The 25,379-nt window shown below is 56.3% G+C and carries 19 protein-coding genes and 1 riboswitch; of the genes, 6 read left to right on the forward strand and 13 right to left on the reverse strand.

What is annotated here, in order from left to right:
* Nucleotides 1–130: 130 nt before the first annotated feature.
* The 3 genes from ACHZB8_RS06085 to ACHZB8_RS06095 form a co-directional block, all read right to left on the reverse strand.
* Nucleotides 131–1,102, reverse strand: coding sequence for a DMT family transporter (locus ACHZB8_RS06085; protein WP_316859374.1), 972 nt, complete (start codon nucleotides 1,100–1,102; stop codon nucleotides 131–133).
* A gap of 272 nt (nucleotides 1,103–1,374) precedes the next feature.
* Nucleotides 1,375–2,019, reverse strand: coding sequence for a LysE family translocator (locus tag ACHZB8_RS06090; RefSeq protein WP_316859375.1), 645 nt, complete (start codon nucleotides 2,017–2,019; stop codon nucleotides 1,375–1,377).
* A gap of 192 nt (nucleotides 2,020–2,211) precedes the next feature.
* Entirely contained in the window at nucleotides 2,212–2,985 is a 774-nt protein-coding gene (locus ACHZB8_RS06095; protein WP_316859376.1) for a 16S rRNA (uracil(1498)-N(3))-methyltransferase, read from the reverse strand.
* A gap of 176 nt (nucleotides 2,986–3,161) precedes the next feature.
* Between ACHZB8_RS06095 and xseA the strand changes: the two genes are divergently transcribed.
* Entirely contained in the window at nucleotides 3,162–5,120 is a 1,959-nt protein-coding gene (gene xseA, locus ACHZB8_RS06100; protein ID WP_316859377.1) for an exodeoxyribonuclease VII large subunit, read from the forward strand.
* Here xseA and ACHZB8_RS06105 read toward each other — a convergent pair.
* Both ACHZB8_RS06105 and ACHZB8_RS06110 read right to left on the reverse strand, forming a co-directional pair.
* A complete protein-coding gene (locus ACHZB8_RS06105) occupies nucleotides 5,117–5,608 on the reverse strand; it encodes a peroxiredoxin (protein WP_316859378.1) in 492 nt (163 codons plus the stop codon). The two genes, xseA and ACHZB8_RS06105, sit on opposite strands and share 4 nt — an antisense overlap.
* Nucleotides 5,609–5,683: 75 nt before the next feature.
* On the reverse strand, nucleotides 5,684–6,541 hold the full coding sequence (locus tag ACHZB8_RS06110; protein ID WP_316859379.1) for a protein-disulfide reductase DsbD domain-containing protein: 858 nt from the start codon (nucleotides 6,539–6,541) through the stop codon (nucleotides 5,684–5,686).
* Nucleotides 6,542–6,860: 319 nt separating this feature from the next.
* Here ACHZB8_RS06110 and ACHZB8_RS06115 point away from each other — a divergent pair, with 319 nt between their 5' ends.
* On the forward strand, nucleotides 6,861–7,448 hold the full coding sequence (locus tag ACHZB8_RS06115) for a YqgE/AlgH family protein (protein WP_316859380.1): 588 nt from the start codon (nucleotides 6,861–6,863) through the stop codon (nucleotides 7,446–7,448).
* Between the two features lie 291 nt (nucleotides 7,449–7,739).
* Here ACHZB8_RS06115 and ACHZB8_RS06120 read toward each other — a convergent pair whose 3' ends face one another.
* The 5 genes from ACHZB8_RS06120 to ACHZB8_RS06140 all read right to left on the reverse strand — a co-directional run bounded on the left by ACHZB8_RS06120 (nucleotide 7,740) and on the right by ACHZB8_RS06140 (nucleotide 17,124).
* Nucleotides 7,740–12,368, reverse strand: a complete 4,629-nt coding sequence (locus ACHZB8_RS06120; RefSeq protein WP_394706130.1) for an EAL domain-containing protein — start codon at nucleotides 12,366–12,368, stop codon at nucleotides 7,740–7,742.
* 473 nt (nucleotides 12,369–12,841) lie between these two features.
* A complete protein-coding gene (locus ACHZB8_RS06125; protein ID WP_394706131.1) occupies nucleotides 12,842–13,444 on the reverse strand; it encodes a GNAT family N-acetyltransferase in 603 nt (200 codons plus the stop codon).
* Nucleotides 13,445–13,721: 277 nt separating this feature from the next.
* A complete protein-coding gene (locus tag ACHZB8_RS06130) occupies nucleotides 13,722–15,014 on the reverse strand; it encodes a pitrilysin family protein (RefSeq protein WP_316859383.1) in 1,293 nt (430 codons plus the stop codon).
* Between the two features lie 108 nt (nucleotides 15,015–15,122).
* The gene (gene thrC, locus ACHZB8_RS06135) at nucleotides 15,123–16,541 is read right to left on the reverse strand and encodes a threonine synthase (RefSeq protein ID WP_316859425.1); all 1,419 of its coding nucleotides are present in this window, start codon (nucleotides 16,539–16,541) and stop codon (nucleotides 15,123–15,125) included.
* Nucleotides 16,542–16,743: 202 nt separating this feature from the next.
* On the reverse strand, nucleotides 16,744–17,124 hold the full coding sequence (locus ACHZB8_RS06140) for a type II toxin-antitoxin system ParD family antitoxin (protein WP_316859384.1): 381 nt from the start codon (nucleotides 17,122–17,124) through the stop codon (nucleotides 16,744–16,746).
* A 768-nt stretch (nucleotides 17,125–17,892) separates the two neighbouring features.
* Between ACHZB8_RS06140 and ACHZB8_RS06145 the strand changes: the two genes are divergently transcribed.
* Nucleotides 17,893–18,255 (forward strand): hypothetical protein, encoded by a 363-nt coding sequence (locus ACHZB8_RS06145; RefSeq protein WP_316859385.1) that lies wholly within the window; start codon nucleotides 17,893–17,895, stop codon nucleotides 18,253–18,255.
* A 179-nt stretch (nucleotides 18,256–18,434) separates the two neighbouring features.
* Here the strand turns inward: ACHZB8_RS06145 and rnhA are convergent, their stop codons facing one another.
* Nucleotides 18,435–18,872, reverse strand: a complete 438-nt coding sequence (gene rnhA, locus ACHZB8_RS06150) for a ribonuclease HI (RefSeq protein WP_316859386.1) — start codon at nucleotides 18,870–18,872, stop codon at nucleotides 18,435–18,437.
* 638 nt (nucleotides 18,873–19,510) lie between these two features.
* On the opposite strand from rnhA, the gene ACHZB8_RS06155 reads away from it, so the two are divergent.
* The 3 genes from ACHZB8_RS06155 to gcvH all read left to right on the forward strand — a co-directional run bounded on the left by ACHZB8_RS06155 (nucleotide 19,511) and on the right by gcvH (nucleotide 22,506).
* Nucleotides 19,511–20,350: a methyltransferase gene (locus tag ACHZB8_RS06155; RefSeq protein ID WP_316859387.1), complete on the forward strand. Its 840-nt coding sequence runs from the start codon at nucleotides 19,511–19,513 to the stop codon at nucleotides 20,348–20,350.
* Between the two features lie 226 nt (nucleotides 20,351–20,576).
* Nucleotides 20,577–20,689: riboswitch (glycine riboswitch) on the forward strand.
* 237 nt (nucleotides 20,690–20,926) lie between these two features.
* Nucleotides 20,927–22,063 (forward strand): glycine cleavage system aminomethyltransferase GcvT, encoded by a 1,137-nt coding sequence (gcvT, locus tag ACHZB8_RS06160; RefSeq protein ID WP_316859388.1) that lies wholly within the window; start codon nucleotides 20,927–20,929, stop codon nucleotides 22,061–22,063.
* A gap of 68 nt (nucleotides 22,064–22,131) precedes the next feature.
* Nucleotides 22,132–22,506: a glycine cleavage system protein GcvH gene (gcvH, locus tag ACHZB8_RS06165; RefSeq protein WP_316859389.1), complete on the forward strand. Its 375-nt coding sequence runs from the start codon at nucleotides 22,132–22,134 to the stop codon at nucleotides 22,504–22,506.
* A 225-nt stretch (nucleotides 22,507–22,731) separates the two neighbouring features.
* Here gcvH and ACHZB8_RS06170 read toward each other — a convergent pair whose 3' ends face one another.
* Together ACHZB8_RS06170 and ACHZB8_RS06175 are read right to left on the reverse strand one after the other, a co-directional pair.
* On the reverse strand, nucleotides 22,732–24,795 hold the full coding sequence (locus ACHZB8_RS06170; RefSeq protein ID WP_316859390.1) for an EAL domain-containing protein: 2,064 nt from the start codon (nucleotides 24,793–24,795) through the stop codon (nucleotides 22,732–22,734).
* Nucleotides 24,792–25,349 (reverse strand): molybdopterin-dependent oxidoreductase, encoded by a 558-nt coding sequence (locus ACHZB8_RS06175; RefSeq protein ID WP_316859391.1) that lies wholly within the window; start codon nucleotides 25,347–25,349, stop codon nucleotides 24,792–24,794. Before ACHZB8_RS06175 ends, ACHZB8_RS06170 begins: the two co-directional genes overlap by 4 nt.
* Between the last annotated feature and the right edge of the window lie 30 nt (nucleotides 25,350–25,379).

The raw sequence follows: 25,379 nt of genomic DNA on the forward strand, positions 1-25,379 counted from the left end.
GAAACTAGGGTCTCGCCTTGCTCGTTACAATGGGTAAACAGGGTTTCTTTCTTAAAAACTGTGAGCATCTGCACCGGAAAACTGTGTGCATCCGCACAGGGCCTCCCTGACAGGGGCGCCTGTTGAGAGGTCAGTCAAGTGCAAGCTCTGCTTTCTCGCCCGACCGATGCTTGATGCGCACCTTTTGCTCTCGATAAACGATATAAAGACCCGAAGCGATCGTGACGCCGATGCCCCAGGCCGCCAGTTGATTGGGAAGATCGGAAAAGATCCACCAGCCAATGAGCGTTGCAAAGGGAATTTCGAGATATTGCATCGGAGCAAGAGTGCTTGAGGGGGCAAAGCGGACCGCAAAAGCCAGAACCAGATGCCCCAAGCTGCCGATGATCCCGGCCCCGACAAGATATAGCACCTCCCGACCATTTGGCCAGGCCATTTCGAAAAAGGCATAATCCTGTCCGCCGAACAGCAGATGCAGGATGCCGAGTATGACCAGCGCCAGCAAACCGGTGACAACCTGTATCGAAACAGGGTCGATCTCGCGGCTGACCTGTCGGGTCACCATCATGACAATCACGAAGGTGAAGGCAACCCCTAGCGGCCAGAAGGCATTGGCGCCAACGGCCATGAAATTGGGCTGAACAACCAGAAGCGTGCCGAGAAATCCCACCAGTGACGCCACGATCCTGTGCGGGCCGACATGTTCTTTCATGACAATATGCCCCGTGATCAGCATCAGGATCGGATAGACGAAGCAAATGGCGGTATTGTCTGCAACCGGCAGATATTGCAGTCCGATATAAACAGCCGAGATGCCGGCAATCTGGTTGATGGAGCGCAGCCCGAGGCGCTTCCAGACATAACCGGAGAGATTGAGAATGTGGCTGATGCCTCCGCGCTGCACCAGCATCACGATCCCCATCAAGAATACCTGAATTGCAAAACGGGCAACCAGAACCGTCATCACAGGCACCGTTTCGCCAAGCAGCTTCATCAAGGCATCTGCGAAGGGAATAAACATGCAGAAGAACATCATGAGCAGAACGCCCAGTAACGGGTTGTCCCCTTCCGTCAAATTCCTTTTTGAAACTGCATTGCTCATATCGATGTCTTTTCTGCTATCGCCCTTGGCCGCCCCTTGATGGAAACGGCCGCCGCGTGGCTGTTGCCTCTAGCCACTGACCACTGACCTGGATGGTCCGGCCCCGGTTCCTCGGGGAGCCCAGTCATTGGGTAGTGAGAAACAACCATGCTCGGCCATCACCTACATGAAAGGATGGACGGCAACAAATGAAAGATATTGATGGATACCACGCACCCAGTTGATGGAGCGTGGCAGCCTCTTCTTTACGACGGTCAGCACATGTCGGAGCGCTATTCCGACATCGCCAGTTTCGCGCCCAAGCCGACCAGAAGACCACCGAAAAGTCGGTCAAGCCAGAGCGAAAAGCGTTTATTGTGACGCAAATAGTTGCCAAGCGGTGCGGCGGCCAGAATAAAGCCAGCCTCGATCACAAGGCCCACGAGAATAACGATTGCGCCCAGAAGAATGGTCGCAAGAAAGATCTGATGGGAGCTGAGCGTGCCATCGTGGGGAATGAACTGGGGCAGGAAGGCCAGAAAGAACAGCGCCACCTTTGGGTTGAGAATGTCGATCAGAACCCCTTGCCGGTAGGCACCCCATGGCGTCAGGCTGGCTTTCTGCATTGCCTCGACCTGTAATGTGCTCTGCCGCGACATCAGCGCCTTGATACCAAGCCAGACCAGATAGCCTGCCCCGACATATTTGACCAGCATGAAGGCCATGGCCGAGGTCGCCAGAATGGCCGAAACCCCCAAAGCGGCGGCCATGACATGCACCATGGCACCGGAACAGACCCCGAGTGAAGCGCCGAACCCGACCTTCTTGCCATGACCGATGGTGCGGGACAGGATGAAGATGAGATCCGGCCCCGGCGCGATATTGAGCATAATGCAGGCAAAGAGAAACAGGCCCCAGGCCTCGGCGGACATGATCATGATTTGGCTCTTGAAATGGCTTTGATTACGGAAATACAGGTGGAATGGAAGCGATGGCTTGCTGCGCCAGATCCCTAAAGACTGTCAGCCTTTGCCATCTACATGCACAAGCTTGCACAAAGATGCCGACTTGTCCAGCAGCAGCAAAGCCGCAGCCCGGTCCTGTGCGTGGTCCGGCTCTGCCAGTCCCGACTAATCCGCCCAGTCCCCGAGCACGGCCTGCACGAGCGCCAAGGCTGCGACCGCTGCGGTGTCGGCGCGCAGAATACGCGGTCCAAGGGGAATGGGTGTCACAAAGCTTTGCTCGCGCAGCAATTGCCGCTCGCTCTCGGAAAACCCGCCTTCCGGTCCTATCAGAATCGCGAGCGGCGGGACAGCGTTGCCCTCGCCCCTTATGGTGTCGAGAATGGCGACCGGGTCTTTGCCAAGCTCCCCCTCGTCACAGAAAATGATATGGCGGCCTTCTTCCTCGGCCTCCCAGTTTTCCAGCACCTTTGGTAAGGTCACCGGCTCGGTGAGTTCGGCAATGGTAAGGATGCCACATTGCTCGGCGGCCTCGATGATATTGGCGCGCATTTTGTCAAGCTTGGGGCGGCGCTCCTGGGTGTGCTGGGTGAAGACCGGACGCAATTGGCTTGCCCCCATTTCCACCGCCTTCTGGGCCATATAGTCGATGCGGGCCGATTTCAGCGGCGCGAAGAGATAATGCAGGTCATTGTCCTGCGGCTCCGGCTGGGGGCGGCTTTGCTCCACCGGGATGAGGGCACATTTCTTCCGCCCCATGGGTCGAACCTCGACCTTCCATTCACCATCGCGGCCATTGAAGATCAGCATGTGATCGCCCTCTTCCATGCGCAACACATTGAGCAGATAGTTGGCCTGAGCCCGATCACAGGGAATCGCTATGCGTTCGGCAATATCCTGCTCCACCCACAGGCGCTGGCTCTTGAAATCATAATGGGACATATCGGTCTCACCTTGGTCTGTTTCCCTCTTTTCTTGCGCAGTTTGGCCCACCGACGCAAGGGGAAATGCTCGCCGTCCTGCCAAGGTGATGATTTGGCGGGCAAAGCTTGACCCCGAGCGCAAAGACGGGCACCAATGAATAACTGTTTGAGTCGAAATCTTTACGAGATCCAATCATGGCCGACCCCACGCCGACAAATGCAACCGAATTTACCGTTTCCGAAATCTCCTTTGCGGTAAAGGCCTCGATCGAGGATCAATTCGGTTATGTACGGGTGCGCGGAGAGCTGGGGCGGGTCTCCCGCCCGGCCTCAGGACATATCTATCTGGATCTCAAGGACGAGAAATCGGTGCTTTCCGGCGTCATCTGGCGCGGCAATGCAACCAAGCTGGCGGTCAAGCCCGAACAGGGCCTTGAGGTGATTGCCACCGGCAAGTTGACCACCTTCCCCGGCCAGTCGAAATATCAGATGATCATCGACCGGATGGAACCGGCCGGGGCCGGAGCGTTGATGGCGCTTCTGGAAGAGCGCAAGAAGAAACTGGCCGCAGAAGGGCTGTTCGCTCAGGAGCGCAAGAAGCCTCTGCCCCACCTGCCCCGCGTCATCGGCGTTGTCACCTCACCGACCGGGGCCGTGATCCGCGATATCCTTCATCGGGTACGGGATCGCTTTCCTGTCCATGTGATTGTCTGGCCCGTGCGTGTGCAGGGGGAAAGCTGTGCTGACGAAGTCGCCGCCGGGGTGCGCGGTTTCAATGCGCTTGCCGTTGATGGCCCGATCCCGCGGCCCGATCTGCTGATCGTGGCACGGGGTGGCGGCAGCCTTGAAGATCTCTGGGGCTTCAACGAGGAAGCACCGGCGCGGGCCGTTGCCGAAAGCGACATTCCGGTGATTTCCGCCGTCGGGCACGAAACGGACGTGACGCTCATCGATTATGTCGCCGATTTGCGCGCACCGACGCCCACCGGCGCGGCAGAGTTGGCTCTGCCGGTTCGTTCAGAGCTTGTCGCGACGCTTGGCGACCTGCACCTGAGGCAGTATGGGGCCATTGCGCGGATGATGGACCGGCGACGGTCAGATCTGCGGTCCGCCGCCCGCGCCCTGCCGCAACCGCGCGACATTCTGGCACTGGCCCAACAGCGCTTCGACATGGTGTCCGGCCGCCTCTCACAAAGCCTCATTGCTTCGACGCAAGACCGGCGTGCCCGACTGAATTTGGCCAGTGCACGCCTGCGCCCTGCCCTTGTTTCCGACAGGATCACGCGGCAGGCAGAGAGGCTGGATGTCACGTTCAATCGGTTGGGACAGAGCCTTGTGCAATCCACCCAGAACCATCACTCCCGCCTTGGGCTGGCGCAAAGCAGATTGCGCCCGACTGTCATGTCCGAACGCATCAGGGTACAGAAAGATCGCCTTGCGGATCGGGGTGAACGACTTGCTCGGATCGCCCTGCTGACGCACAAGCAGAAAAAGGAACAGCTTGAGGCTACGAGCCGATTGCTGGTCAGCCTGTCACACAAGGGCGTTCTGGCACGCGGCTTTGCGCTGGTGCGGGACCGGGATGGCAAGCCGATGCGGCGGGCCGAGGCGATCAACGCCGGACAGGCTCTATGCCTCGAGTTCGCCGATGGCTCGATCAATGCGACGGCCTCGCTCATCGACAGTTTCGAGCCCGGCCCGGTGGCCCCACCCAAAGGGGCTGCGGATATCCCCGCGTCTTCGCAAGGCCTGCCTGAAACCGCCGGGGGAGACAATGCGGAAGCGAGTGCTTTCGGCATCATGGGCGCAGATGCCATATCGGCAGAGGATATCGAGGCGCATTTGCTGACCATTGCCGGCAAGCGTGCCCGTCGCCGGGTCGCCCGCGCCAAGTCGATTCCGGTTGAAAAGGTGCCTGAACCCGATGTCGCCAAGGTTCCCGAAGTCAAGAACAAGACGAAAGGCGCGGCTCTTGGCAAAAGCGCCAAGACCAAACCGCTCGATGAAAAGGCTTCGACCGAACGTCTGGAAAAGGCCACAGCCAAGTTGACTGCGGCCATCGAGAAGGAAATCCTTGCGCGCATCAAGGACACCCCGAAGCCGACAAAGGTCCGCAAAAAGAGCGATGACGACGCGCAAGGCAGCTTGTTCTAGTCGCCCTGCAACTGCTCGATAACAATGGTTGCGCCGCTTTTCTCTACGATTCCGGCATTTTCTTCGAGATTGAAATGGGTGACGGTTCCATTCTCGACAATCATCGAGAAGCGCTTATAGCGGATGCCCATGCCGCCTGCACCGAGATCGAGATCCAGACCCGTTGCCTTTGCGAAATCGGCATTGCCATCGGCCAGAAAAGTGATCTGGTTTTTGCCGCCGGACGCCTGAGCCCAGGCATCCATGACATAGACATCATTGACCGCTACCACGGCAACTTCATCCACACCAAGCGCCTTGATGCCGTCGATGGTGTTGATATAGCCCGGCAGATGATTGCGATGGCAAGTGGGTGTGAAAGCACCGGGCACACCGAACAGGACGACCTTGCGGCCTTCGAAAAGGGACTTGACGGTAACCTCTTGCTTTCCGTCCTGCCCCATTACAATAAATGTTGCATCAGGTAGTTTATCGCCGACTTTGATCATCTTTGCCTCATTCCAAGTTGGTGATCAGATTCATGTTGCTCGCTTGACTTTGTTGCCAACCGCCAAGGCGGCCTATCACTCGGGATAGTCAGTCCTTACCTCAATATCCTGTGTCACGCCCTCTTCGCCATTGGTCAAGGTGATAACAAGGCGCGCGCCATCGGGACTTGTTCCCTTGGGCAAGCCTTCAAGGGGAAGCGAGAATGTCACGTCATTCCGCATCTCTTTGCCAACCTTGCGGGGAAGTGGCAAAAACCAGTTTTCCGGCGCTTCGACAAACAGATCCTTGGCTCCATACCCATCGGGTATGAGGGCGGTGATGAGCAGGTGATCTCCGGAGGTGCCACCCATTTTCCTCTGAATGCGGCTGATTCCGAAATCATCCCTCGGATTGCCCGGCACCAGCGCCATATCGCGGTCGATCAGCAGCTCGGACATCGGGTCATGCCTTGTCTCTTCATCAAGGGTCAGCGAGAAATCTGCCGAGAAGGGAATGCACAGCTCAGAGCAGAGACCGACCTGGGCATCAAGCACCAGGGTCACTGGCTTCTGTGCATCCTCGGGCGTTATCAGAATCGGAAAAATGATGGCTTCCTTGTAGCCCAGCATCTGCGTATCCCCTTGTTTAAATCGCTTGGGGACGGGCCAGAGAATGTCGATCTTTGCCACATTCGTCGATTGGCTGGTGTCAAACAAAGGGGGCAAGCCGGTGTCGCCGGGAACCTTCCAGTAGGTTTTCCACCCCTCATCAAGACTGATTTCAAGACCGGCCTTGTAGAGCCCCTCGCTCGGGCCAGCGCTGATCAGGCGCATTTTGCCGCCCTGCACCTGTTGCCAATCCGTCATTGCAGCCATAGCCTGAGGAAGCGCGGCAAGGAAGAGAGCAAGGATCGCAAGGCCGCTCCGGATCGCCAAATTTTCAAAGTATTTCATAGGTTTCATTTTCCTGGCTCATTCTTGGGCGGGCTGTGCGTTTGCCGTCATGTCCTTTCGCGCCCCTTTGACATGAGGATAACAGACCGCCTTTCAAATGCCCGCCGGTCGCATTCGCTAAAGGCGTGATGCTATCAGCATCGAATGGCAATTTGTCAAGACTGTGAGGGGGGCCTTCTTCATGTGTATGGCTTAACACATAATTTTGTGATGAAGTGTGAAGTCTCACAAAGCATCGCTCTGGAAGCGCTTTACACAAAGCGGCTAGCAAAGGTAACCTTGGCGTATGATTGAGCTGAACAAAAATCAGGACCGGAATATGATCCCATCTTCTCTTGAGGGGCAATTTCTCGTCGCCATGCCAAGCCTCAAGGGCCCCTTTTTCGAGCGGTCCGTCGTCTATCTTTGCTCCCATTCCGATGATGGGGCGATGGGGCTGGTGGTCAATCATATTTCAGATCAGATCACCTTTCCCGATCTGTTGCGTCAGGTCGATATTCTTGGTGATGACGAGGACATGATCAATCTACCCGCCCCTGTGCGCTCAATGGATGTGCTGGATGGGGGGCCGGTTGAGCAGGGTCGGGGCTTCGTGCTGCATAGTTCAGATTTCAAGCTTGAAAGCTCAACCCTGTCTGTCTCCGATGACATCTGCCTCACTGCGACTATCGAGATTTTGCGGGCCATGGCCGAAGGGCGCGGGCCAAGTTCGGCGCTGTTGACGCTTGGCTATGCGGGCTGGTCGCCGGGGCAGCTTGAGGAAGAATTGCAGAATAACAGCTGGTTGACCTGCAAGGCTGATCGGGGGCTGTTGTTCGAATGCGCTCCCAAGGATCGTTATGAGCGAAGCCTGGCGATGATGGGCATTGATCTGTCCATGCTCTCGCACGAGGCCGGACACGCGTGATCTCCATTGCTTTCATCGCCATCTCTGATCGGCAAGCAAACGGCCCTGTTTTGCCGTAGCTCACCCTTGAGCATCAAGCTGCACCGCACCATCCTGATGTTATTTGATGGTTTTTGATTGCTTTTGCACAAAATCCTCTGTCCGCTTTTCACAACGCTTTGCCAGATATCGTCAACAGGCACGAGGGCCCCAGCCGCTCAGATATGCGCATGGTGCACATGAGCGAACGTTATTCGGTCCTACCTGAATGTGCCCTTCCTTGCGCGAGCAAAGGCACAAGGCGCGGCGGGGTCATGTTTTGCGATTGCCGCGGATGGCTTGCTGAATGGCTGACGCGATATCCTGATCGATATTCGAGAAATCCGGCATGGCGAAAGGCAGATCGCTCTTATCGTCAGCTGTCTCCTCGGGCGTCGCGGCTTGGGCCTGATCCGTATTCACGGCCTCATCGGCATGTGCAGCCTGAGCGACGGGGCTCTGGTCGACATTGGACAATGCGGGACCGTTGATCGGCTTCTGCTGCTCTGCCTCAATCATGTTGACTGCGGTCGCTGCCATGAGATCGGGTTTGGCTTGCTGTTGAGCCTCTTCAGGAGCACCGGTGGAAGTGGTTCCTTCGCGCGGGGATGATTGCTCTGCCCTGTCATCCGAAGACGGAGGCGTTGTTGCCTTGGCTTCGGGTCCACCCTGTGCATGCGCATGAAGCCGTGGACCTCTGGGCACGTTCGGGCCGGATGAGTCCGGTTGCCCCGGATGAAGACGGGCCTGAGCCGGAGGCTGAATGATCGGGCCGTTGGGCCTTGGCGGTTGCGGCATGGAGCTGTGCGGCGCGTGCGACTGCGGCCCTTGCCCCTGTTGTGGCATCATGGCAGCACCGGGGTCGCCACGTCCCTGATCAGCGGCATTGGCATGCCTTTCAGCGTCATGCGGCGCTGGCCGGTGAGAGGGATGGGCATGCAAGGATGGCCCTGCCTGTTGCGGTCTTGCACCGCCATGCATCGGAGCGGGCCCTGTCGGCCTTTGCAGAACCGGTCCACGCGCTCCCGCTTGCGCGGCGTGACCATGAGCCCCCTGGCCGTGTGAAGCTTGGCCGTGTGAACTCTGGCCATGTTCTCCGTGACCATGCGAACTCTGGCTATGGGAACTCTGGCCATGTTGACCCTGACCGTGAGCCGCTTTGCCATGTTCTCCCTGCCCCTGAGACCCATGACCCTGAGACCCATGACCCTGAGACCCATGACCCTGAGACCCATGACCCTGAGACCCATGACCATGTGTGGCCTGGCCATGCCCGGCCTGAGCATGCGGATGAGTCGCTGGCCTTTGCTGACCATGCTCCCTTGTGGCATGTGGAGGCATGGGTCGTGCTTCAGCTGTGCGCCCGGATGCTGGCTCTCTTTCCGGCCCGGAGGACTGATGAAGATGCGTCTTGGATTCAGAGACTGTCTGCGGCGCTTTCTCCTTGTCCTTGTCGCCTTCTCTTTGCGACAGGTCCTTGTTGCCATCGCCGGAGCGTTCGGTCATGGACTGAACCGCTTCGAGCGCCGCATTGCCGACCGCCTCTTCAAGGCTCTGTTCAAGATCAAACCCGTCAAGTGCATCGTCGGCTTTGGAGGCCGTCCCTTGCTGCGTCGCGGATGTCGATGCGGAGGCGGATTTCCGCTCCGCGTCCTTGCCCTGCTCTGCGGCCTGTCGGGATTCTGACCTCTGAGGGGCTTGCTCAGGCGCTTCCAGTTCGGCAGCCAGACTTTCGGCCAGAACGGATTCCAATGGATCCTTATGCTGCTGCTGACGCTGTTTTTCCTGCTCGGCGAGCTTTTTCTGTTCAGCCAGTTTTTTCTGCTCTGCCAGCTTTTTCTGACGCTCGGCTTCCTTCTGCTCGGCTTCTTTCTGCTTCAGGCTCTGGGCAGCAACGGCACGGGCATGAGCCTGAGCGCGTTCAAGCTCTTCGGCTTCCTTGCGCTTCTGCTCTTCCTTGGCCCGCCGTGCCCGTTCGGCCTTGCGGGCGGCTTCTTCTGCCAGTGCCTGCTGGCGCAAGGCTCTCTTTTCCTGCTCGATCTGTTCGATCCGCTCGATCTGTTTGGTCAGAAGGGCTTCGGCATCCTCACGGGACAGCGGTTTGCCAAACAGAAAGCCTTGACCGGCGGTGCAGCCCATTTGGGACAACTGGGTTGCCGCGGCTTCATTCTCAATGCCTTCGGCGATCATGTTGAGCCCCAGATCGTGGGCGAGCTTGACAATCGAGCGCAGGATGACAGGTGTCACTTCCTTGTCGCTGGAAACAAAGCTCCTGTCGATCTTGAGCGTATCAAACGGGAAGGTCTGCAAATAGGACAGGGAAGAATAGCCGGTGCCGAAATCGTCAAGAGAGAGACCCGCTCCCATCTGGCGCAGTCTGACCAGTACCTGAGACGCATATTCGGGATTTTCCATGACCAGACTCTCGGTCAATTCCAGTTTCAGCGTCCCCTCATTGACATTGGTACGCGCCAGAATGGTCTTGACGTCGTTGATCAGATCATGGCGCAGCAATTGCTGGGAAGAGACATTGACGCTCATGAACAGTTCGTCCATGCGGTCCAGTTTCTGCTGCCACTTGTTCAACTGCCGTGCTGCCTGCTCCATGACATGCAGCCCCAGAGGCAAGATGTAGCCGGTGCGTTCGGCAGCGGGAATGAATTCGGAAGGCGAGATCGTGCCGCGCTGCGGATGATGCCAGCGCACCAGCGCCTCGAAGCCCAGAATCATGCGATCTTGCAGGGCGACAATCGGCTGATAGACCACTTCGAATTCGTCACGCTCGATCGCTTCTTGCAGATCCTTGTCGAGAGGGCCACGGACCTTGCCCTGCTGACGCAAGGAAGGCCGGAAAGGTTCAATGCGATTCCCTCCCATGCGTTTGGCATGATAAAGGGCCAGTTCGGCATCATTGACGATATCTTCGGCGGTCTTGTGCACTTGCATGTCATGAATCGATATGCCGATGGATACGGACAGAACCAGTTCCTTTTCGCCAAAGACGATGGGCGCACGTAACACCTTGCGGGCGCTGTCGGCAAAGACGGCAATACGCTCGGGCTGCTGCTCGGACAGGAGCGTAATGGCAAACTGGTCGCCATAGAAGCGGGCCATGGAATCCTGAAGCTTGAGCAGGCGAGCCAGTCGCCGGGCCACTGTCAGCAATATGGAATCGCCAACCGACAGGCCATAGGTGTCGTTTATCTCGCGGAAATTATCGATATCAACGAGCAGGATTGCCGGTCTGGCCGCGCCCTCTGCCTGGGTGCGCTGCATGGCTGCGATCAGGCGATCACTGAGCAATTCGCGATTGGCAAGGCCGGTCAGATTGTCATGCACTGCATCATGGAGCATGCGCTCCTCGGCAATGCGGTGATTGGTGATGTCAAGCAGGGTGCCGACACAACGCACCACCTCGCCGTCCGTTCCGACGACGGGGCGCGCGCGCAATTTCAGCCAGTGATAATGGCCATCCTCGGCGCGCAGGCGGAAATCCTGATTCACGCGGCCGCGACGCTGTTCGATAATGGCATCAAGCATGGCGGTAAAGCGGTCACGGTCCTGAGGATGGATAAGCTCCAGCCAATCGCGGGCTGGCCCTTCAAGAGCGCCCTTGCGCAGACCAAGAATCTTTTCCGCATCCCGCGAGGTGTGAATGCGATCGCGCGGCACGTCCCAGTCCCAGACAATGTCACCGGAGCCGACAATCGCCAGTGCCCGTCGTTCGGTATCGGAGACGATACCCTGTGCCAGAATACCACCCGAGAAGGCATGCTGCATGATGGTGAAACAGAACAGCATCACCAACAGCACAAGACCACCATTGAGAGCGGGGCGCACCAGATCATTGTCCAACAACCCCGACACCGCACAGGCCGAAGCCAGCAGCCAGAGAAGCAACAGGATCCATGTCGGGATCAGCATGATCGCCCGGTCAAAGCCGGTATAGGCCAGATAAAGGATGACCACAAAACCTGCAACCGAGGTCACGGCCATGGACAGGCGTGCAATACCGGCCCCAAGAGAGGGATCGTAAAAGGCGACGCCAAGCACGACGATCAGGAAAATCAGCCAGATGCCCGATGCATGCAGATAACGCACGTGCCAGCGATGCAAGGTGAGATAGGTAAACAGAAGAATGAGGATGGAAGCGGAAAAGACCACTTCAGCCACAGCGCGCCATGTCGGTTCGTGAGCGGTGGGGATTTCGAACAGGCGGCCCATGAAGCCGAAGTCGATTGCCAGATAGGCCAGAACCGACCAGGCCAGAAGTGCCGCAGCCGGGAACATTGCCGCGCCCTTGACAACGAACAGGATGGTCAGGAACAGGGCCAGGAGCCCAGCGATGCCAAGCGCAATGCCACGATAGAAAGTATAGCTGTTGACGTAATCCTTGTAGGCTTCGGGCTGCCAGAGCGTCAGGCTGGTCAGGCTCTTGCTGCTTTGTTCACCGACAAAGGTCACCACGTTGCCGGGGTCAAGCGTGACGAGGAAAACGTCGGCATCGGTATCCGGAATACGCTCGGGCGCGAAACCTTGCGAGGTCGAAATGGCATGAACCCGCCGCGCTCCCAGATCGGGCTTGAGCAGGCCAGAGCCAGACATGCGAAAATGGGGAACAACCAGATAACGGTCAATCTGGCGATCCGTATTGTTGGCAAGGGCAAAAACGAACCAGCCGGGGACGACACCCTGCTGGCGGGAGCGCACTTCGATTCGACGCACGATTCCATCGGGCCCCGGTGCCGTGGACACCTGTAGGCGATCCTCTTCCCCTTCATAGAATTCCACCACATTGTCGAGATTGAGAACAACCGTATCGGCATTCACCTCAACAGCTTCTACAGCCCATGCTCCACTTACGGACATCAGACCGAGAAACGTGGCCAGAAGAGATATCATCAGGACGGATACGCGATTCACAAGGAGCCCTCTTTGCTTCAGTATCCTTAAAGATACGGTGCATCATAGTTAAAATTTTGCTTGTCGCCACACAAGCAGAAAACGTCAAGTTTTTTCCTTTTTAAAAAGGAAAAGGCCATTCCGTTAAAAAAACGGCTCGGATAGGTATCCTGTTGCTATTGCTCATTTGTCAAAAACTTCAATCCGGTCAGCTCCGCTGGTGCTCTATCGAGAGGCTTTGTCAAAGCAAGTCTTGTCAGATCCTACGCCTCATCGGTCATTCTTCGCATCGCGTCGCCTCTTTCCTCCCGGACAGCAGACAGTCTCTTGGTGCCGGCCTTCCCCCACAAAAACCGTCTTTGGGAACAGGATCGGAGACAGAACCGCCCCCCGCATCAGAAACCGCATGTCAGCGGGCTGGTTGATGCATTATCGCATGCCCCACCTGCTCTTGCGCATTGCACAGGATCATGTCAGTCCGGCAGATTGGCAATATCGGCCCGCAACGCAGCAAAAAGCAAGTGATCTTCCCATTTGCCGTTAATGCAAAGATAGCTTCGTGCCCTGCCCTCAAGCTGAAACCCCTGCCGTTTCAAAACCGCGATCGAGGGGTAGTTGATGGGCAAACAGGCTGCTTCAACGCGATGAAGCCCCTGACAATCAAACAAATAGGGCAACAGCAAGGCCAGTGCGCGTCTCATATGTCCCTGATTTGCATAGTCCACGCCCATCCAGTAGCCGATGGTTGCGGTTTGGCAAATACCGCGGCGGATGTTTGAGACATTCACACCGCCAATGAGTTCCCGATCCGATTTACGGAAAATCAGATAAGGCAAGGCACGACCAGAACGCCGATCCCGTCCATATTGCTCGAGCCTGCGACTGAAGCCTTCCAGGGAAAGGTCGTCATGCGGCCATATTGGCTCCCATGGGCGCAGAAAACCGGCACTGGCCGCCCTCAGATGAACCCATTGGTCGAAATCGGTCTTGTGCGGGTAGCGCAAATAGACATGGTCGTTGCAAAGTCTGGGATGAACCGCCCGCTCGCCGTCGCTTCTGGTCAAGAAAGATCCCAGCAGATCGGACAAGGAACCGGTGATCGAGGATGCTGCGGAAAATCTGAAGCGACCAGCTTTCTCAGGGACCATGATCTTGCCTTTGTTTCGCCTTCTCGAACTGTGCCGATCTCAAGATCGTTCAGGAGAATCCGCCAGCATCAGCAGCGCTGGCGTCCATGGATATTTCCAGACGTGTCGACCTCCTGCCCCGTTGAAGGGCAAGGTCCACCGACTTGCCAAGTCTAGAACAGAAAAGACGGCCCGACCAGCCCCTTCACCGCCCTCTTGACGATCCCTAGCCCCTTTTTTCCAAATCGGGCTTGCGGCTGCCAAGCCGTTCGGCGATCTCGTCAACCCGCATCAGGCTATCAACCGGCCCGACAGAAGCAAGAGAGGGGGAAGAGCGGGTAAATAACTGCTCGGCCAGGGCAAGGACGTCTTTGACGGTGATGTCTGCCACGGTCTGTTCTATTTCCTCAAGAGAACGGGGGCGTCCGTAGAGCGTCATTTGCCGCGCAAGCTGGCTGGCGCGCGAAGACGGGCTTTCGGTACCCATTAACAGGCCTGCCTTGATCTGGGCGCGGGCGCGATCAAGCTCCTTTTCGCCCAGGTCATCGAACAGCCGCAAAAGCTCACCGGTAATCACCGGCATCAACTCGTCAAGATGCTCGGAGCCCGTTGCGGCATGAATGCCGAAAAGACCACTGTCGGCAAAGCCCCAGTGAAAGGCATAGACCGAATAGCAAAGGCCCCGTTTCTCGCGCACTTCCTGAAACAGGCGCGACGACATGCCTCCGCCAAGAATGGCCGCCAGCAACTGGGCAACATAGAAATCGCCCTCCTTGTAGGACCGGCCTTCAAAACCAAGCACGATCTGGGCTTCCATCAGATCCTTTTGCAAATCCCTGCTTTCGCCGCCGACATATCTTGCGGCTTCCAGCCTGGCCGCTGACCGGTTGCTGAAGCCGCCAAAGGCCTTCTCGCCAAGCTTGACCAGATCCTCATGGCGAACAGCACCGGCCGCGGCCAGAATCATGTTCGGGCCATGATAGTGGGTTGCCATATAGGTGCGAATATCGTCCGGAACAAAGGCATGAACCGTCTCGGGCGTTCCAAGAATGGGACGTCCCAGAGCCTGATCGGGAAAAGCCAGTTCCAGAATGTGATCAAAGACCCGGTCCTCGGGCATGTCATAGGCGGCGCCGATTTCCTGAATAATGACCTGTTTTTCCCGCTCCAGCTCATCGGCATCGAAAGCGGAATTGACCAGAATGTCACCCAGAATATCAATCGCGAGCGGAAGATCATCCTCCAGTATGCGAGCAAAATAGGAGGTGTTTTCGATACCGGTTGCAGCGTTGACCTCACCACCGACAGTCTCGATTTCCTCGACGATCTGAGCAGATGTTCTGGTTTTCGTACCCTTGAAAGCCATATGTTCGAGCAGGTGTGAAATCCCGTGCTCTCCGCGCTTTTCGGAACGCGACCCCGCGTTGACCCAGACGCCAACAGAGGTGCTTTTCAAATGCGGCATCTCATCGGAGACAACTGCCATGCCATTGGCAAGCCGGGTCATGTTAACGGTCATCTTTTCTCCTTATTGCGACGGGGCAATCGTCTGGCTGCCCCATCGAACCGTGCAAGGCATCAATTGAAAAGGCCGGGCATGGCTGCTCGGCCCCTTGAGCATCTCGCTCTACTTGTCTCCAAGGGCAGCGGCGCGAGACCTTTCCAGAATGAAGGCCTCGACTTCTTCGAGCTTGTTGTCAATGACGGTCAGGCGTTCTTGCCGATCCATCAGATCACCCAGCCAGACCGGAAGATCGGGATAGTGGCCACTGGCAGCCTTCACAGCCGCGGGGAATTTAGCCGGATGAGCGGTACTCAGCACAATCATCGGGGCGTCGCCGATCCCTTCCCTTGCAAGGGTACGGGCGACATGAACACCAACGGCGGAATGGGGATCGAGCAGATAACCGCATGTCTCGAGAACCGACTTTATGGTGGCTGCGGTGTTTTCCTCGCTCGCCCGGTCTGCGGCGAACAGATCGCGCAGACGCGCCAGCGGTTCCTCGGCAATCGAGAAGGAGCCGGACTGTTTGAGCCCCGACATCATGCGGTTGACCGCCTGGCTATCCCTGTCGTGCACTTCAAACAGGAGACGTTCGAAATTCGAGGAAACCTGTATGTCCATGCTGGGCGATACCGAAGGAGTGACGCCGCGCACTTCGTAGTTGCCGCTCTCCAGCGTCCGGGCCAGAATGTCATTCTGGTTGGTTGCGATGACCAGCTTGTCGATGGGCAGCCCCATCTGCTTTGCCACGAAGCCAGCGAAGATATCGCCGAAATTGCCCGTCGGCACCGTGAAGGAAACAGGGCGGGCCGGTGCTCCCAAAGACAGGGCAGCAGAGAAATAATAGACGATCTGGGCCATGATCCGGCCCCAGTTGATCGAATTGACCCCGGACATGGCGATCTGGTCGCGGAAGCTCGTATGGGCGAACATTTCCTTGAGCAGGGTCTGGCAGTCGTCGAAATTGCCATTGAGCGCAATGCAATGGACATTGTCGTCAAGAACCGAGGTCATCTGGCGCTGCTGCACCGGAGACACCTTGCCATTGGGGAAGAGAATGAAAATGTCGGTATTGCTGCGCCCCTTGAAGGCTTCGATGGCCGCACCGCCGGTATCACCCGATGTCGCCCCGACTATGGTGGCGCGGGCACCGGTCTGCTCCAGCGCATAATCCATCAGCCGGGCGAGCAATTGCATCGCCACATCCTTGAAGGCAAGGGTCGGGCCGTGGAACAGCTCAAGGATAAACTCGTTGGCTCCGGTCTGGACCAGAGGGACCACCGCTTCATGCCGGAAGGATGCATAGGCCTCGGAAATCATGGTGCGGAATGTCTCTTGCGGGATCTCTCCCTCGACATAGGGCCACATGACAGCAAATGCGATGTCTGCATAGCTCTTGCCTGCAAGCGAAGCGATTTCCTCATCGCTCAGAACAGGCCAGTTTCTCGGCACATAGAGGCCGCCGTCCCCGGCGAGCCCTGCAAGAATTGCATCACAAAAGCCAAGTTCAGGGGCCGCGCCCCGCGTGCTCACATATTTCACGATTTTCAAGCCCTTTTGTTCTGCACGACTCTGATGTGGTTGGTGCAAGCTTCAGCTGCTCGCGCGGCACACTACATCGTCGCAATATCGAGGGCAAGAGGTTAGCATGATGCCGAACATGCCTTACAAAAAAGAAAGCAGCACGGCTTCGCGCTGCTCTCTTTGAAAAGCGTTCTTTTGTTCCACTGCAAATGTCGGAGAACTATTCCGCCGCGATCTGTGAGCGGAGCAAGCCTTTTGTGACGGGAATCGGGGGAAGGTCGATGTCAGTGTCGGTTGCTGCTGTTGCGAGCGCCCGTATGGTTTCCGTGACAGACTTTGATACATCTCCCGCTTCAGCCGTAGAAGCGGCCAGATCGTCAGAGGCAATCGAACCGTCCTTGTCCAGTCTGCTCTTGGTCAGATGAATCCGCAACTCCCGCTCTTCAAGAAGTCTCAGGCCTGCCTGTAGAACTTCCTTGTCATTGGAGAAACGACCATTTGCCACCTGCTCAGAGATGAACTGTTCAAAATAGGCACCGATCTCTACCGCTTTGTCTGTCTTGTTCACGTCAGCTTCGCCTTTCGTTTCTGGTCTTGCCATCCTGTTGTCACGCAGAAATCCCAGATGTGCCGCACCTGACGTCCACATGACAAATGACACCCCGGACAAGAGATCGCAAAACAACAATCACGATTGCCCTTGCCTCTCCACAACCCTTGCGTTCAAAAAAGGCCCTTTTTCCCTGACGCCGATCTGAAAAACCAAACCGTCGTTAGCAGGCCTTGTTCCGTTCCGAGGAAGTCATGGATGGCAGTGTTACAATCCCGAACGCATTTGAAAATGATTCTTTTCGCAAGATTATCCACTTCACCGGGCAAGCACTTTTTACAATATCCACAAATCCCCAGAAAGCAGATCGATAAGCCTCTGATGAATCTGGGATCGGGTTGTGTCAAGAAATTTGACAGTGGTTTTTTAAAATTTTTTTGCGCTCGATTTTTCATTTTTTTTATCCCCAGACGTACCTATTTCGTTCCGGAGTGAAGCGCGATTGCGGATGTGCGTTTCGCGTTTTTACAGAGATTCCATTCTCTGGAAAAGGCGGTCCAAAACAGCCTCAAATCAAATTTAGTCACAGCATGGGTCTTTTGGCCCATGATCGGATTAACCATTACAAATGATTGAATCTACTCAGCGAATCAACCCATGGCACCCAATCCCAAAACCCCTTAACGCTTCATTAACGCCCTTTTCAATTCCTCGGTGAAATTGACAGGTAAATTCTATAAAATTTGAAGTGAAAGTTTATCGTTCCATTCAAGGTTGACGATGAAATGAATTCAATCCCAGAGAGGTGGGGACACTCTCATGTTGAAGATCGCAGAGTCTTCGTTCATTTCCAGTCTGCTGCAAAATCTGGATCGCAGGCAAAAACACAGGCGTGACGTGAAAAAACACGGCAGGCTGTTCATGGAGAATTTCACCGAAAGCCTTCATTGCGAGATCAGGGACGAAAGTGCCAGTGGCATGAAGATCGTGATCGAGGATGATCGCAAACTGCCCCGGAGCCTTGCCCTTGTCGATCGCAAAAGCGGGAAACTGGTGGATGCCAATCTCGCCTGGCAGCAGGGCGAAATTGCCGGCCTGGTCTTTACCAGTCAGGCAACCGATGTCCGTGAGTTGCCAGGAGCAGGCCTGCGTCGCCTGTCGATCCTTGCGACCCGTCGCTAATGCGGGGTCACACAAGTTTGAATTAATAGCACGTACTCACACACCTAACGTCAGGCAGGCTCTCAGGAGCCTGCCTTTTGTTTTGTCTGATGCGCTATTCTTCATGCGTCATTCTTCATGAATAGAGCTTCGTGATTCGATGTCAAAGCCCGACGGCCTTCCCGGAGCTTCCGCGCCCATCAGCCCTTGAAAGGGGCCATGCCGCGACGGGCAAGCTCGTCGGCCCGTTCATTGCCTTCCTCTCCCGCATGACCCTTGACCCAGTGCCATTCGACGGTGTGCCGTTGCAGGGCCTCATCCAGCGCCTGCCACAGTTCGGCATTCTTGACCGGCTTTTTGGCTGCGGTTTTCCAGCCGTTTTTCTTCCAGCCATAGATCCAGCCGGTTATGCCGCCCCTGACATATTGACTGTCGGTATAGAGATCGATCTCACAAGGGCGGTTGAGAGCATTGAGCGCTTCTATTGCGGCCTGCAACTCCATCCGGTTGTTGGTGGTCTCGGCGTCGCCGCCACAAAGCTCTTTCTCATGCGCACCGAAGGTCAGCAACGCCCCCCAGCCGCCGGGACCCGGATTGCCCGAACAGGCTCCATCTGTGTAGATCGTGACTTTGCTCATCTTGATTCCTTGTTGTCTTTCCGGCGGCCGCTTTCAGGCTTTTCGCGTCCTCGCGCATACGCGCTGCGGGCGACTGGGGCAAGGCCCCGGATTGCCCGAACAGGCTCCATCTGTGTAGATCGTGACTTTGCTCATCTTGATTCCTTGTTGTCTTTCCGGCGGCCGCTTTCAGGCTTTTCGCGTCCTCGCGCATACGCGCTGCGGGCGACTGGGGCAAGGCCCCGGATTGCCCGAACAGGCTCCATCTGTGTAGATCGTGACTTTGCTCATCTTGATTCCTTGTTGTCTTTCCGGCGGCCGCTTTCAGGCTTTTCGCGTCCTCGCGCATACGCGCTGCGGGCGATTGGGGCAAGGCCCCGGATTGCCCGAACAGGCTCCATCTGTGAGAAACGTGACTTTGCTCGTCAAAGCCCCCTTATCATCACAACAGTGGCAATATTGCAAGGTCAAGCCTTGCATACAGCGGCATATAAGCCGGTCACTCCTTGGGAGGATATTGTTTGAAATTGACACCATGTTTTATGTTCTCTGGCCATGTGCAGAGAGCATTCAGGGTGCGCAAGCCGCTTGCCTGAGCGCTTCCACACGTGTAGTTCTAGCGGCACATTGCATCATTGCCTCAAGTCCGGACCACAGCCATGACCGAAATCGATATCGACGCCCTTCAGGAAGCCTACAACACTGCCCTTTCCCTTGAGAAATCCGGTCAGTTCGACGAGGCAGCAGAGGTTTATAAAAAGGTGCTAGAGATCGACCCGGATGATCATACCGGCGCTTCAGTGCGGCTTGCTTCCATGGAGCGCGGCCCTTCCCCGGAGAAAGCGCCTGTCGCCTATGTGGCAACTCTGTTCGATCAGCATGCGGCGGCCTTTGAGCAGATTCTTGTCGATGATCTGGGCTATGCGGTACCGATGATGGTGCGCGAGATGATTGTCAAATATCAGCCCGGACGGCAGTTTGCCCGCATGCTTGATCTGGGCTGCGGGACAGGGCTCACCGGGATATCGCTCAAGGAAAATGTCGACCACATGATCGGCGTCGACATTTCAACGGGCATGCTGGACGAAGCCTATGACAAGGAAGTCTATGACGACCTTTATGCGGGTGACGTTGTCGAATTTCTGAAAGAAATCGAGGATGACGGTCAGGGCGAGGCATCCGGCTGGGATCTCATTGTCTCGACCGATGTCCTGCCCTATCTGGGCGCCCTGGAAGAGAAGTTCCACCATGTCAGCCGCTGCCTTGATGCCGGGGGGCTGTTTGCCTTTTCCTCCGAGACTTTGCCCGAAGAGGAGTTCGGAGGGGTCAATTACAAGGTCGGCCGCAAGCAGCGCTTTGCCCATGCGGAAAGCTATGTTCGGGCTCTGCTTGCAGAGAACGGGATGGAGGTGAAGCATTTCGAAATGATCATCGTCCGTCTTGACGAAGGCAAGCCGATCTATGGCCATCTGGTGCTGGCGGAAAAAGCCGCGGCCTGATAACGCGGCAGCTTGATATTGCGCGGTCAGACGCCAAGAATTGCGATAGCCAGACAGGATGGCTTGCGCGGAACAGGCCGATCCTGTTTTCTCGATTTTTACAATCCCTGCAAAATCAGCCTTGCGCGAAAATATTGCGCTTGACTTTATTCAAGGGCGCACGCACCTTTGGCTCACAGGATTGATGTCGCGATCCTGTCGTCCTGCCGTCCTTGAACGGTACGACACCAGGCCAGCGGGAGAGCTGCCGGACATGTTGCCATGGTCGCATGTCTTGAGGCAGCGCCGAAGGAGCAACCGCCTCGGAAACTCTCAGGCACAAGGGACCGCCCGGCCAGCGACGCTCTGGAAAGAAGTCGTTCGTAACAGGCCCAGTTCTTGTGCCTCTCGTTCGGCTCACCGAAGGAAGCAGCTGTCTCTTTTGGCTCTGGCTTAAGGAGGCGGGAAATCTCTCAGGTTCTGCGACAGAGGAGGCACCGATGCATCTGGATCCGGCTTTGCAAGGCCTTTCCGTTTCGCACCCGTGCAACCCGAAGGCGCCCGCAACCCGGCGCCAGAAGAAGAGAGAGACCTGTCATGGCTGATTTGAGTTCGGCAAAGCACACTCCCCTTTTTACGCTTCATGAAGAACTGGGCGGCAGTCTGGTCGATTTTGCTGGCTATGCCCTGCCGGTGCGCTATCCGGCCGGCATCATGGCCGAGCATGTCCATTGCCGCGAGGCCGCAGCGCTGTTCGATGTCTCGCATATGGGACAGGCCATGCTCGAAGGCCCCGATCATGAAACCACGGCGAAGGCGCTGGAAGCGCTGACCCCTTCGGCTTTTACCAAGCTCAAGCCGGGGCGCATGCGCTATAGCGTTCTGCTCAATCAGGATGGTGGCATCATTGACGATTTCATCGTCACGCGTCCGGAAGATCCTGCCCTTGACGGCAGATTGATGCTGGTCGTCAACGGGGCCTGCAAGGAAAAGGATTATGCCTTCCTTGAAGCCAATTTGCCCGCAGGAATCAAGCTGACACGCTTCGACGACAAGGCACTCATTGCGTTGCAGGGTCCCAAGGCGATTGATGCCCTTGCCCGGCATTCCACCAAAGCGGATAGCCTGACCTTCATGTCCCAGACTCAGGACCGGATCGGTGACATTGCAATAGGTCTTTCCCGTTGCGGCTATACCGGCGAAGACGGGTTCGAGCTTTCCTGTGCGGCCAAGGATGCAGACGCTCTGGCGCGTCTGCTGCTCGCAGAGCCAGAGGTCGAGCCTGCCGGGCTTGGCGCGCGCGACAGCCTGCGGCTTGAAAGCGGGCTGTGCCTTTACGGCCATGACCTTGATGACAGCATCGATCCGGCCGAGGCCGATCTTGGCTGGGCCATTCAGAAAAGCCGCCGCGAGGACAAGGCCTTTCCCGGTTCGGACCGAATTCTGTCCGGGCTGGAAAACGGCCCTCACCGCATTCGGATCGGTCTTCGGCTTGCGGGCAAGGCACCAGCAAGGGAAGGTGCGACGATTACGGATCTGAATGGCAATGACATTGGCATAGTCACCTCGGGCGGGTTTGCCCCCAGCCTCAAGACCCCTATCGCCATGGGATATGTCACGCCCTCCTTTGCTGCACCGGGCACAAAGCTCAATCTGATTGTACGAAACAAGGCACTGGAGGCAGAGGTCGCCGCCATGCCATTTGTTCCACAGCGCTATGTCCGGAAAAGCTGACTGAATTGACCTTGATGAAAATCGTATGGGTTTCCCCATTGTTTGATGATCCAGGAAGGACCTGATCAATGACTATCTATTACACCGAAGACCATGAATGGGTTGAAGTGAACGGCTCTATCGCCACCGTAGGAATCACCGACCATGCGCAAGAGCAACTGGGTGATATCGTTTTTGTCGAGCTGCCGGAGATTGGCAAGGAGCTGGAAAAAGGCGATGAAGCCGCCGTTGTCGAAAGCGTCAAGGCCGCATCCGAAGTCTATGCCCCGATTGACGGGGAAGTTACCGAAGTCAATGACAAGCTCGAAGACGATCCGGCCATGGTCAATAGCGATGCCGAGGGCGACGCCTGGTTCCTCAAAATGAAAATCGCGGACAAGAGCCAGCTCGAAGACCTTCTTGATGAAGATGCCTACAAGGCACTGGTCGCAGAAGAAGGCTGACCCCTAGGGCCCTTCTCCACGCGCTTTACCAGATGTGATGACCCCGATTGCAAGGCTTCTCGCGGGTCATCATTTTCTGCCCCCCACGGGCAGCCGAAAAGCCCTCATCCTCAGCCTCAGCCTCAGCCTCAGCGGGACAGCCGAGATGATTTGCCCGCCCCATCAAGGGCTTGCACGCAAGAAGAGATGTGAGATTGAAGGGGGAAGGCTGCCGTCTGCGTTCGCCTAATCGTTGACGCGGACTTTGGTGCAGGCTGGATCGGCAAAACTGTTTTCCTTGTGGAAGGACTGAGCCAGCATGGTCATGATGGCAAGCTTGTGCATCGGATGACCATAAAGATACCCTTGGAATGTATCGCATTTTTCCGCTCTCAGGAATGCGACCTGATCGATGGTTTCCACCCCTTCGGCAACGACCTTCAGCCCCATGCCCTGAGCAAGATTGATGATGCCGCGAACCAGTTTGCGGTCTTCTTCCTTTTCCTCGATCTGCATGACGAAGGAACGGTCGATCTTGAGCGTATCGAGCGGCAGGCTTTTCAGATAGCCAAGATTCGAATAGCCGGTGCCGAAATCATCCATGGCCAGCGAGATGCCGCGGTCCGTGAGCTGGGAAAGCAGTTCGGTTGCCGCCTTGGTGTCGCGCACATCGGCACTCTCGGTTATCTCGAGGGTCAGATAGGCCGGATCAAGGCCGATATGATCAAGATGCCGGTTCAGTTCCTCGGGCAGCTTGGGATTGTTCAACTGGAACGGTGAGAGATTGACCGACAGATTGATCATGTAGCCAAGATTGTGCCAGGAAACGACATCGAGACAGGCCTGACGGACGATCCAGTCTGACAGTTGGCCGATCAGGCCTGCATTTTCTGCAATCTCGATGAATTCAATGGTCGGGATCTGACCTTGCTCCGGATGGAACCAGCGCACGAGCGCCTCAACACCTGTGATGTGATAACGATCCGACGAGCGCCCATAGGTAACCTGTGGCTGATAGTAGACTTCAAGGCCAAGCCCGTCTTGTTGAATCGCCATGCGCAGGTCGGATTCAAGACGTACACGGTTATTGATCGCAACACTCAGTGTCGGCTCATAAAGATAGTATGTTTGACGCCCTCTATTCTTGGCTTCATAGAGCGCCAGATCGGCGTCTCGCAAAAGCTCTTCTGCCGTATGAGACAAGTCAGGATACCGCGATATACCGATGGAGGTGGAAATCCTGATGTCATTGCCGCTTAGCTCGAAGGCCGAAGACAAGGCATCAATGACGCGGTTCGCAGCCAATTCCGTATGAACAAGGTCCATGCGGGTCAAAACGGCAAACTCATCTCCACCGATGCGAGCGATTGTGTCATGGGTGGCAGAGAAAATACCGGTCAGGCGCGCTGCCGCCTTTTTCAAAAGCCGGTCGCCAATCGGATGGCCATGGGTGTCGTTGACATCCTTGAACTTGTCCAGATCAAGCAGCAGCATCGTGAAACCTTCTCCGGTTTCTTCCGAATGCTTGATGAATTGTGCCATCTTCTGATTGAGATAACTGCGGTTGCCAAGGCCGGTGAGCGAATCATGCTCGGCCAGAAAGCGCACACGTGCCTCCCGACTCTTGATCTTGCCTTCCTCTCTGCGTGCTCTGAAAGCCTCGGTGCCGAACAGGGTCAAGATCAGAACCATGCCCGCAGCCGAGGTCAAGAACAGGGAATCCATCGAGACCAGAGCATCATTCAAGCGCTGCTGCAATTCAGCGGCCTTGTTGACACGCACCTGGGCAATTGTCGTGGCGATGTCCGAAATCTCTTCGCTATAGGAGGCGAGCTTTGCGCTTATTGTTTCAAATGTCTGCCAGTCACCCGGTTGCAGATCCCGCACCAGCGGATCGATTTCCCGCAGCACGTCTCTCATGTCATCGACCAGAGCGCCAAATCTGTTGGCGTGCTCTTCGGGCAACCCGCTGCTTGTCTGGCGTATGCCAAATACACGGCTCCAGAAAATGTCAAACCAGACCATGACTTCCTGATGATCAACGGTCTGTTCCTGTTCGACCAGGACATACTGACCGTCATCCATCTTTTTCTGAGGCACACGGAAAACATATTCGGCGAGCTTGCCTCGCAGGCGCCTGTATTCAAGCTCCAGCCGCACGCCTTCGTCACGGCCGGAAATCAGTTCATAGCTCTGGGAAATCTGTACGCGAAGACGATCCACTTCCTGAAATTGCGTGAATTCCAGAAGCAGTAGCATCGCAACCGAGAAAAAATAGGCCGCAGCGAGAAGTTTGGAATAAATCTTCATTTGACGGTCATCTTCTCGATCTGCCAGACAAATCGTGGTGTGTATTTCTGGCTTCTGAGGGCTCTATTGTTGTCTATCGGATAAATGAGGCGGGTCGGGCCGCGCGATCTTATGCTCAGATCCTGCCCATCGCGCTGCATGGCGAGCAGCACATCGAAATCGAAGAAATCCGAAACAGGTATGGTGATGTGATATCCGTCAAGAGCTCGAAACTCGACTTCTTGGCCATGTGCGCCGACATATGCGAGCAAATCCCGCATCAGCACCCCGTTCCAGTCATGGGCATTGGTGGAATAGACCGAATGAGTGTTGAGCATTGTCATGCCGATGGATGCAAGCATCGGCCGGTCCAGTTTGGCGACGCCTTCATAATTCTGATGACTGATCTTGCCGAAAACGGACAGTATCACTCTTTCTTTTGGGCAAGGCAGTTCTTTGGCATCGACGGCGATGGCAGGCAGAGCCGCAAGGATGACCAGCAAGAGAATACGGGCGTTTATGCGCAAAGCCTGACCAAAGGCATTGCAATCCCTTTTTCCGCCCCTCATTCCCATTTTCGCCGTCCCTGTGTTTTGTTGTTACGG

The sequence above is a fragment of the uncultured Cohaesibacter sp. genome (genome assembly GCF_963556055.3).
Taxonomy (GTDB): domain Bacteria; phylum Pseudomonadota; class Alphaproteobacteria; order Rhizobiales; family Cohaesibacteraceae; genus Cohaesibacter.

What these genes read in the sequence shown, in the direction of transcription:
- ACHZB8_RS06085 (WP_316859374.1), bottom strand. Translation starts at nt 1,102, where the DNA reads ATGAGCAATGCAGTTTCAAAAAGGAATTTGACGGAAGGGGACAACCCG.
- ACHZB8_RS06090 (WP_316859375.1), bottom strand. Translation starts at nt 2,019, where the DNA reads ATGATCATGTCCGCCGAGGCCTGGGGCCTGTTTCTCTTTGCCTGCATT.
- ACHZB8_RS06095 (WP_316859376.1), bottom strand. Translation starts at nt 2,985, where the DNA reads ATGTCCCATTATGATTTCAAGAGCCAGCGCCTGTGGGTGGAGCAGGAT.
- xseA (WP_316859377.1), top strand. Translation starts at nt 3,162, where the DNA reads ATGGCCGACCCCACGCCGACAAATGCAACCGAATTTACCGTTTCCGAA.
- ACHZB8_RS06105 (WP_316859378.1), bottom strand. Translation starts at nt 5,608, where the DNA reads ATGATCAAAGTCGGCGATAAACTACCTGATGCAACATTTATTGTAATG.
- ACHZB8_RS06110 (WP_316859379.1), bottom strand. Translation starts at nt 6,541, where the DNA reads ATGAAATACTTTGAAAATTTGGCGATCCGGAGCGGCCTTGCGATCCTT.
- ACHZB8_RS06115 (WP_316859380.1), top strand. Translation starts at nt 6,861, where the DNA reads ATGATCCCATCTTCTCTTGAGGGGCAATTTCTCGTCGCCATGCCAAGC.
- ACHZB8_RS06120 (WP_394706130.1), bottom strand. Translation starts at nt 12,368, where the DNA reads ATGATATCTCTTCTGGCCACGTTTCTCGGTCTGATGTCCGTAAGTGGA.
- ACHZB8_RS06130 (WP_316859383.1), bottom strand. Translation starts at nt 15,014, where the DNA reads ATGACCGTTAACATGACCCGGCTTGCCAATGGCATGGCAGTTGTCTCC.
- ACHZB8_RS06140 (WP_316859384.1), bottom strand. Translation starts at nt 17,124, where the DNA reads ATGGCAAGACCAGAAACGAAAGGCGAAGCTGACGTGAACAAGACAGAC.
- ACHZB8_RS06145 (WP_316859385.1), top strand. Translation starts at nt 17,893, where the DNA reads ATGTTGAAGATCGCAGAGTCTTCGTTCATTTCCAGTCTGCTGCAAAAT.
- rnhA (WP_316859386.1), bottom strand. Translation starts at nt 18,872, where the DNA reads ATGAGCAAAGTCACGATCTACACAGATGGAGCCTGTTCGGGCAATCCG.
- ACHZB8_RS06155 (WP_316859387.1), top strand. Translation starts at nt 19,511, where the DNA reads ATGACCGAAATCGATATCGACGCCCTTCAGGAAGCCTACAACACTGCC.
- gcvT (WP_316859388.1), top strand. Translation starts at nt 20,927, where the DNA reads ATGGCTGATTTGAGTTCGGCAAAGCACACTCCCCTTTTTACGCTTCAT.
- gcvH (WP_316859389.1), top strand. Translation starts at nt 22,132, where the DNA reads ATGACTATCTATTACACCGAAGACCATGAATGGGTTGAAGTGAACGGC.
- ACHZB8_RS06170 (WP_316859390.1), bottom strand. Translation starts at nt 24,795, where the DNA reads ATGAAGATTTATTCCAAACTTCTCGCTGCGGCCTATTTTTTCTCGGTT.
- ACHZB8_RS06175 (WP_316859391.1), bottom strand. Translation starts at nt 25,349, where the DNA reads ATGGGAATGAGGGGCGGAAAAAGGGATTGCAATGCCTTTGGTCAGGCT.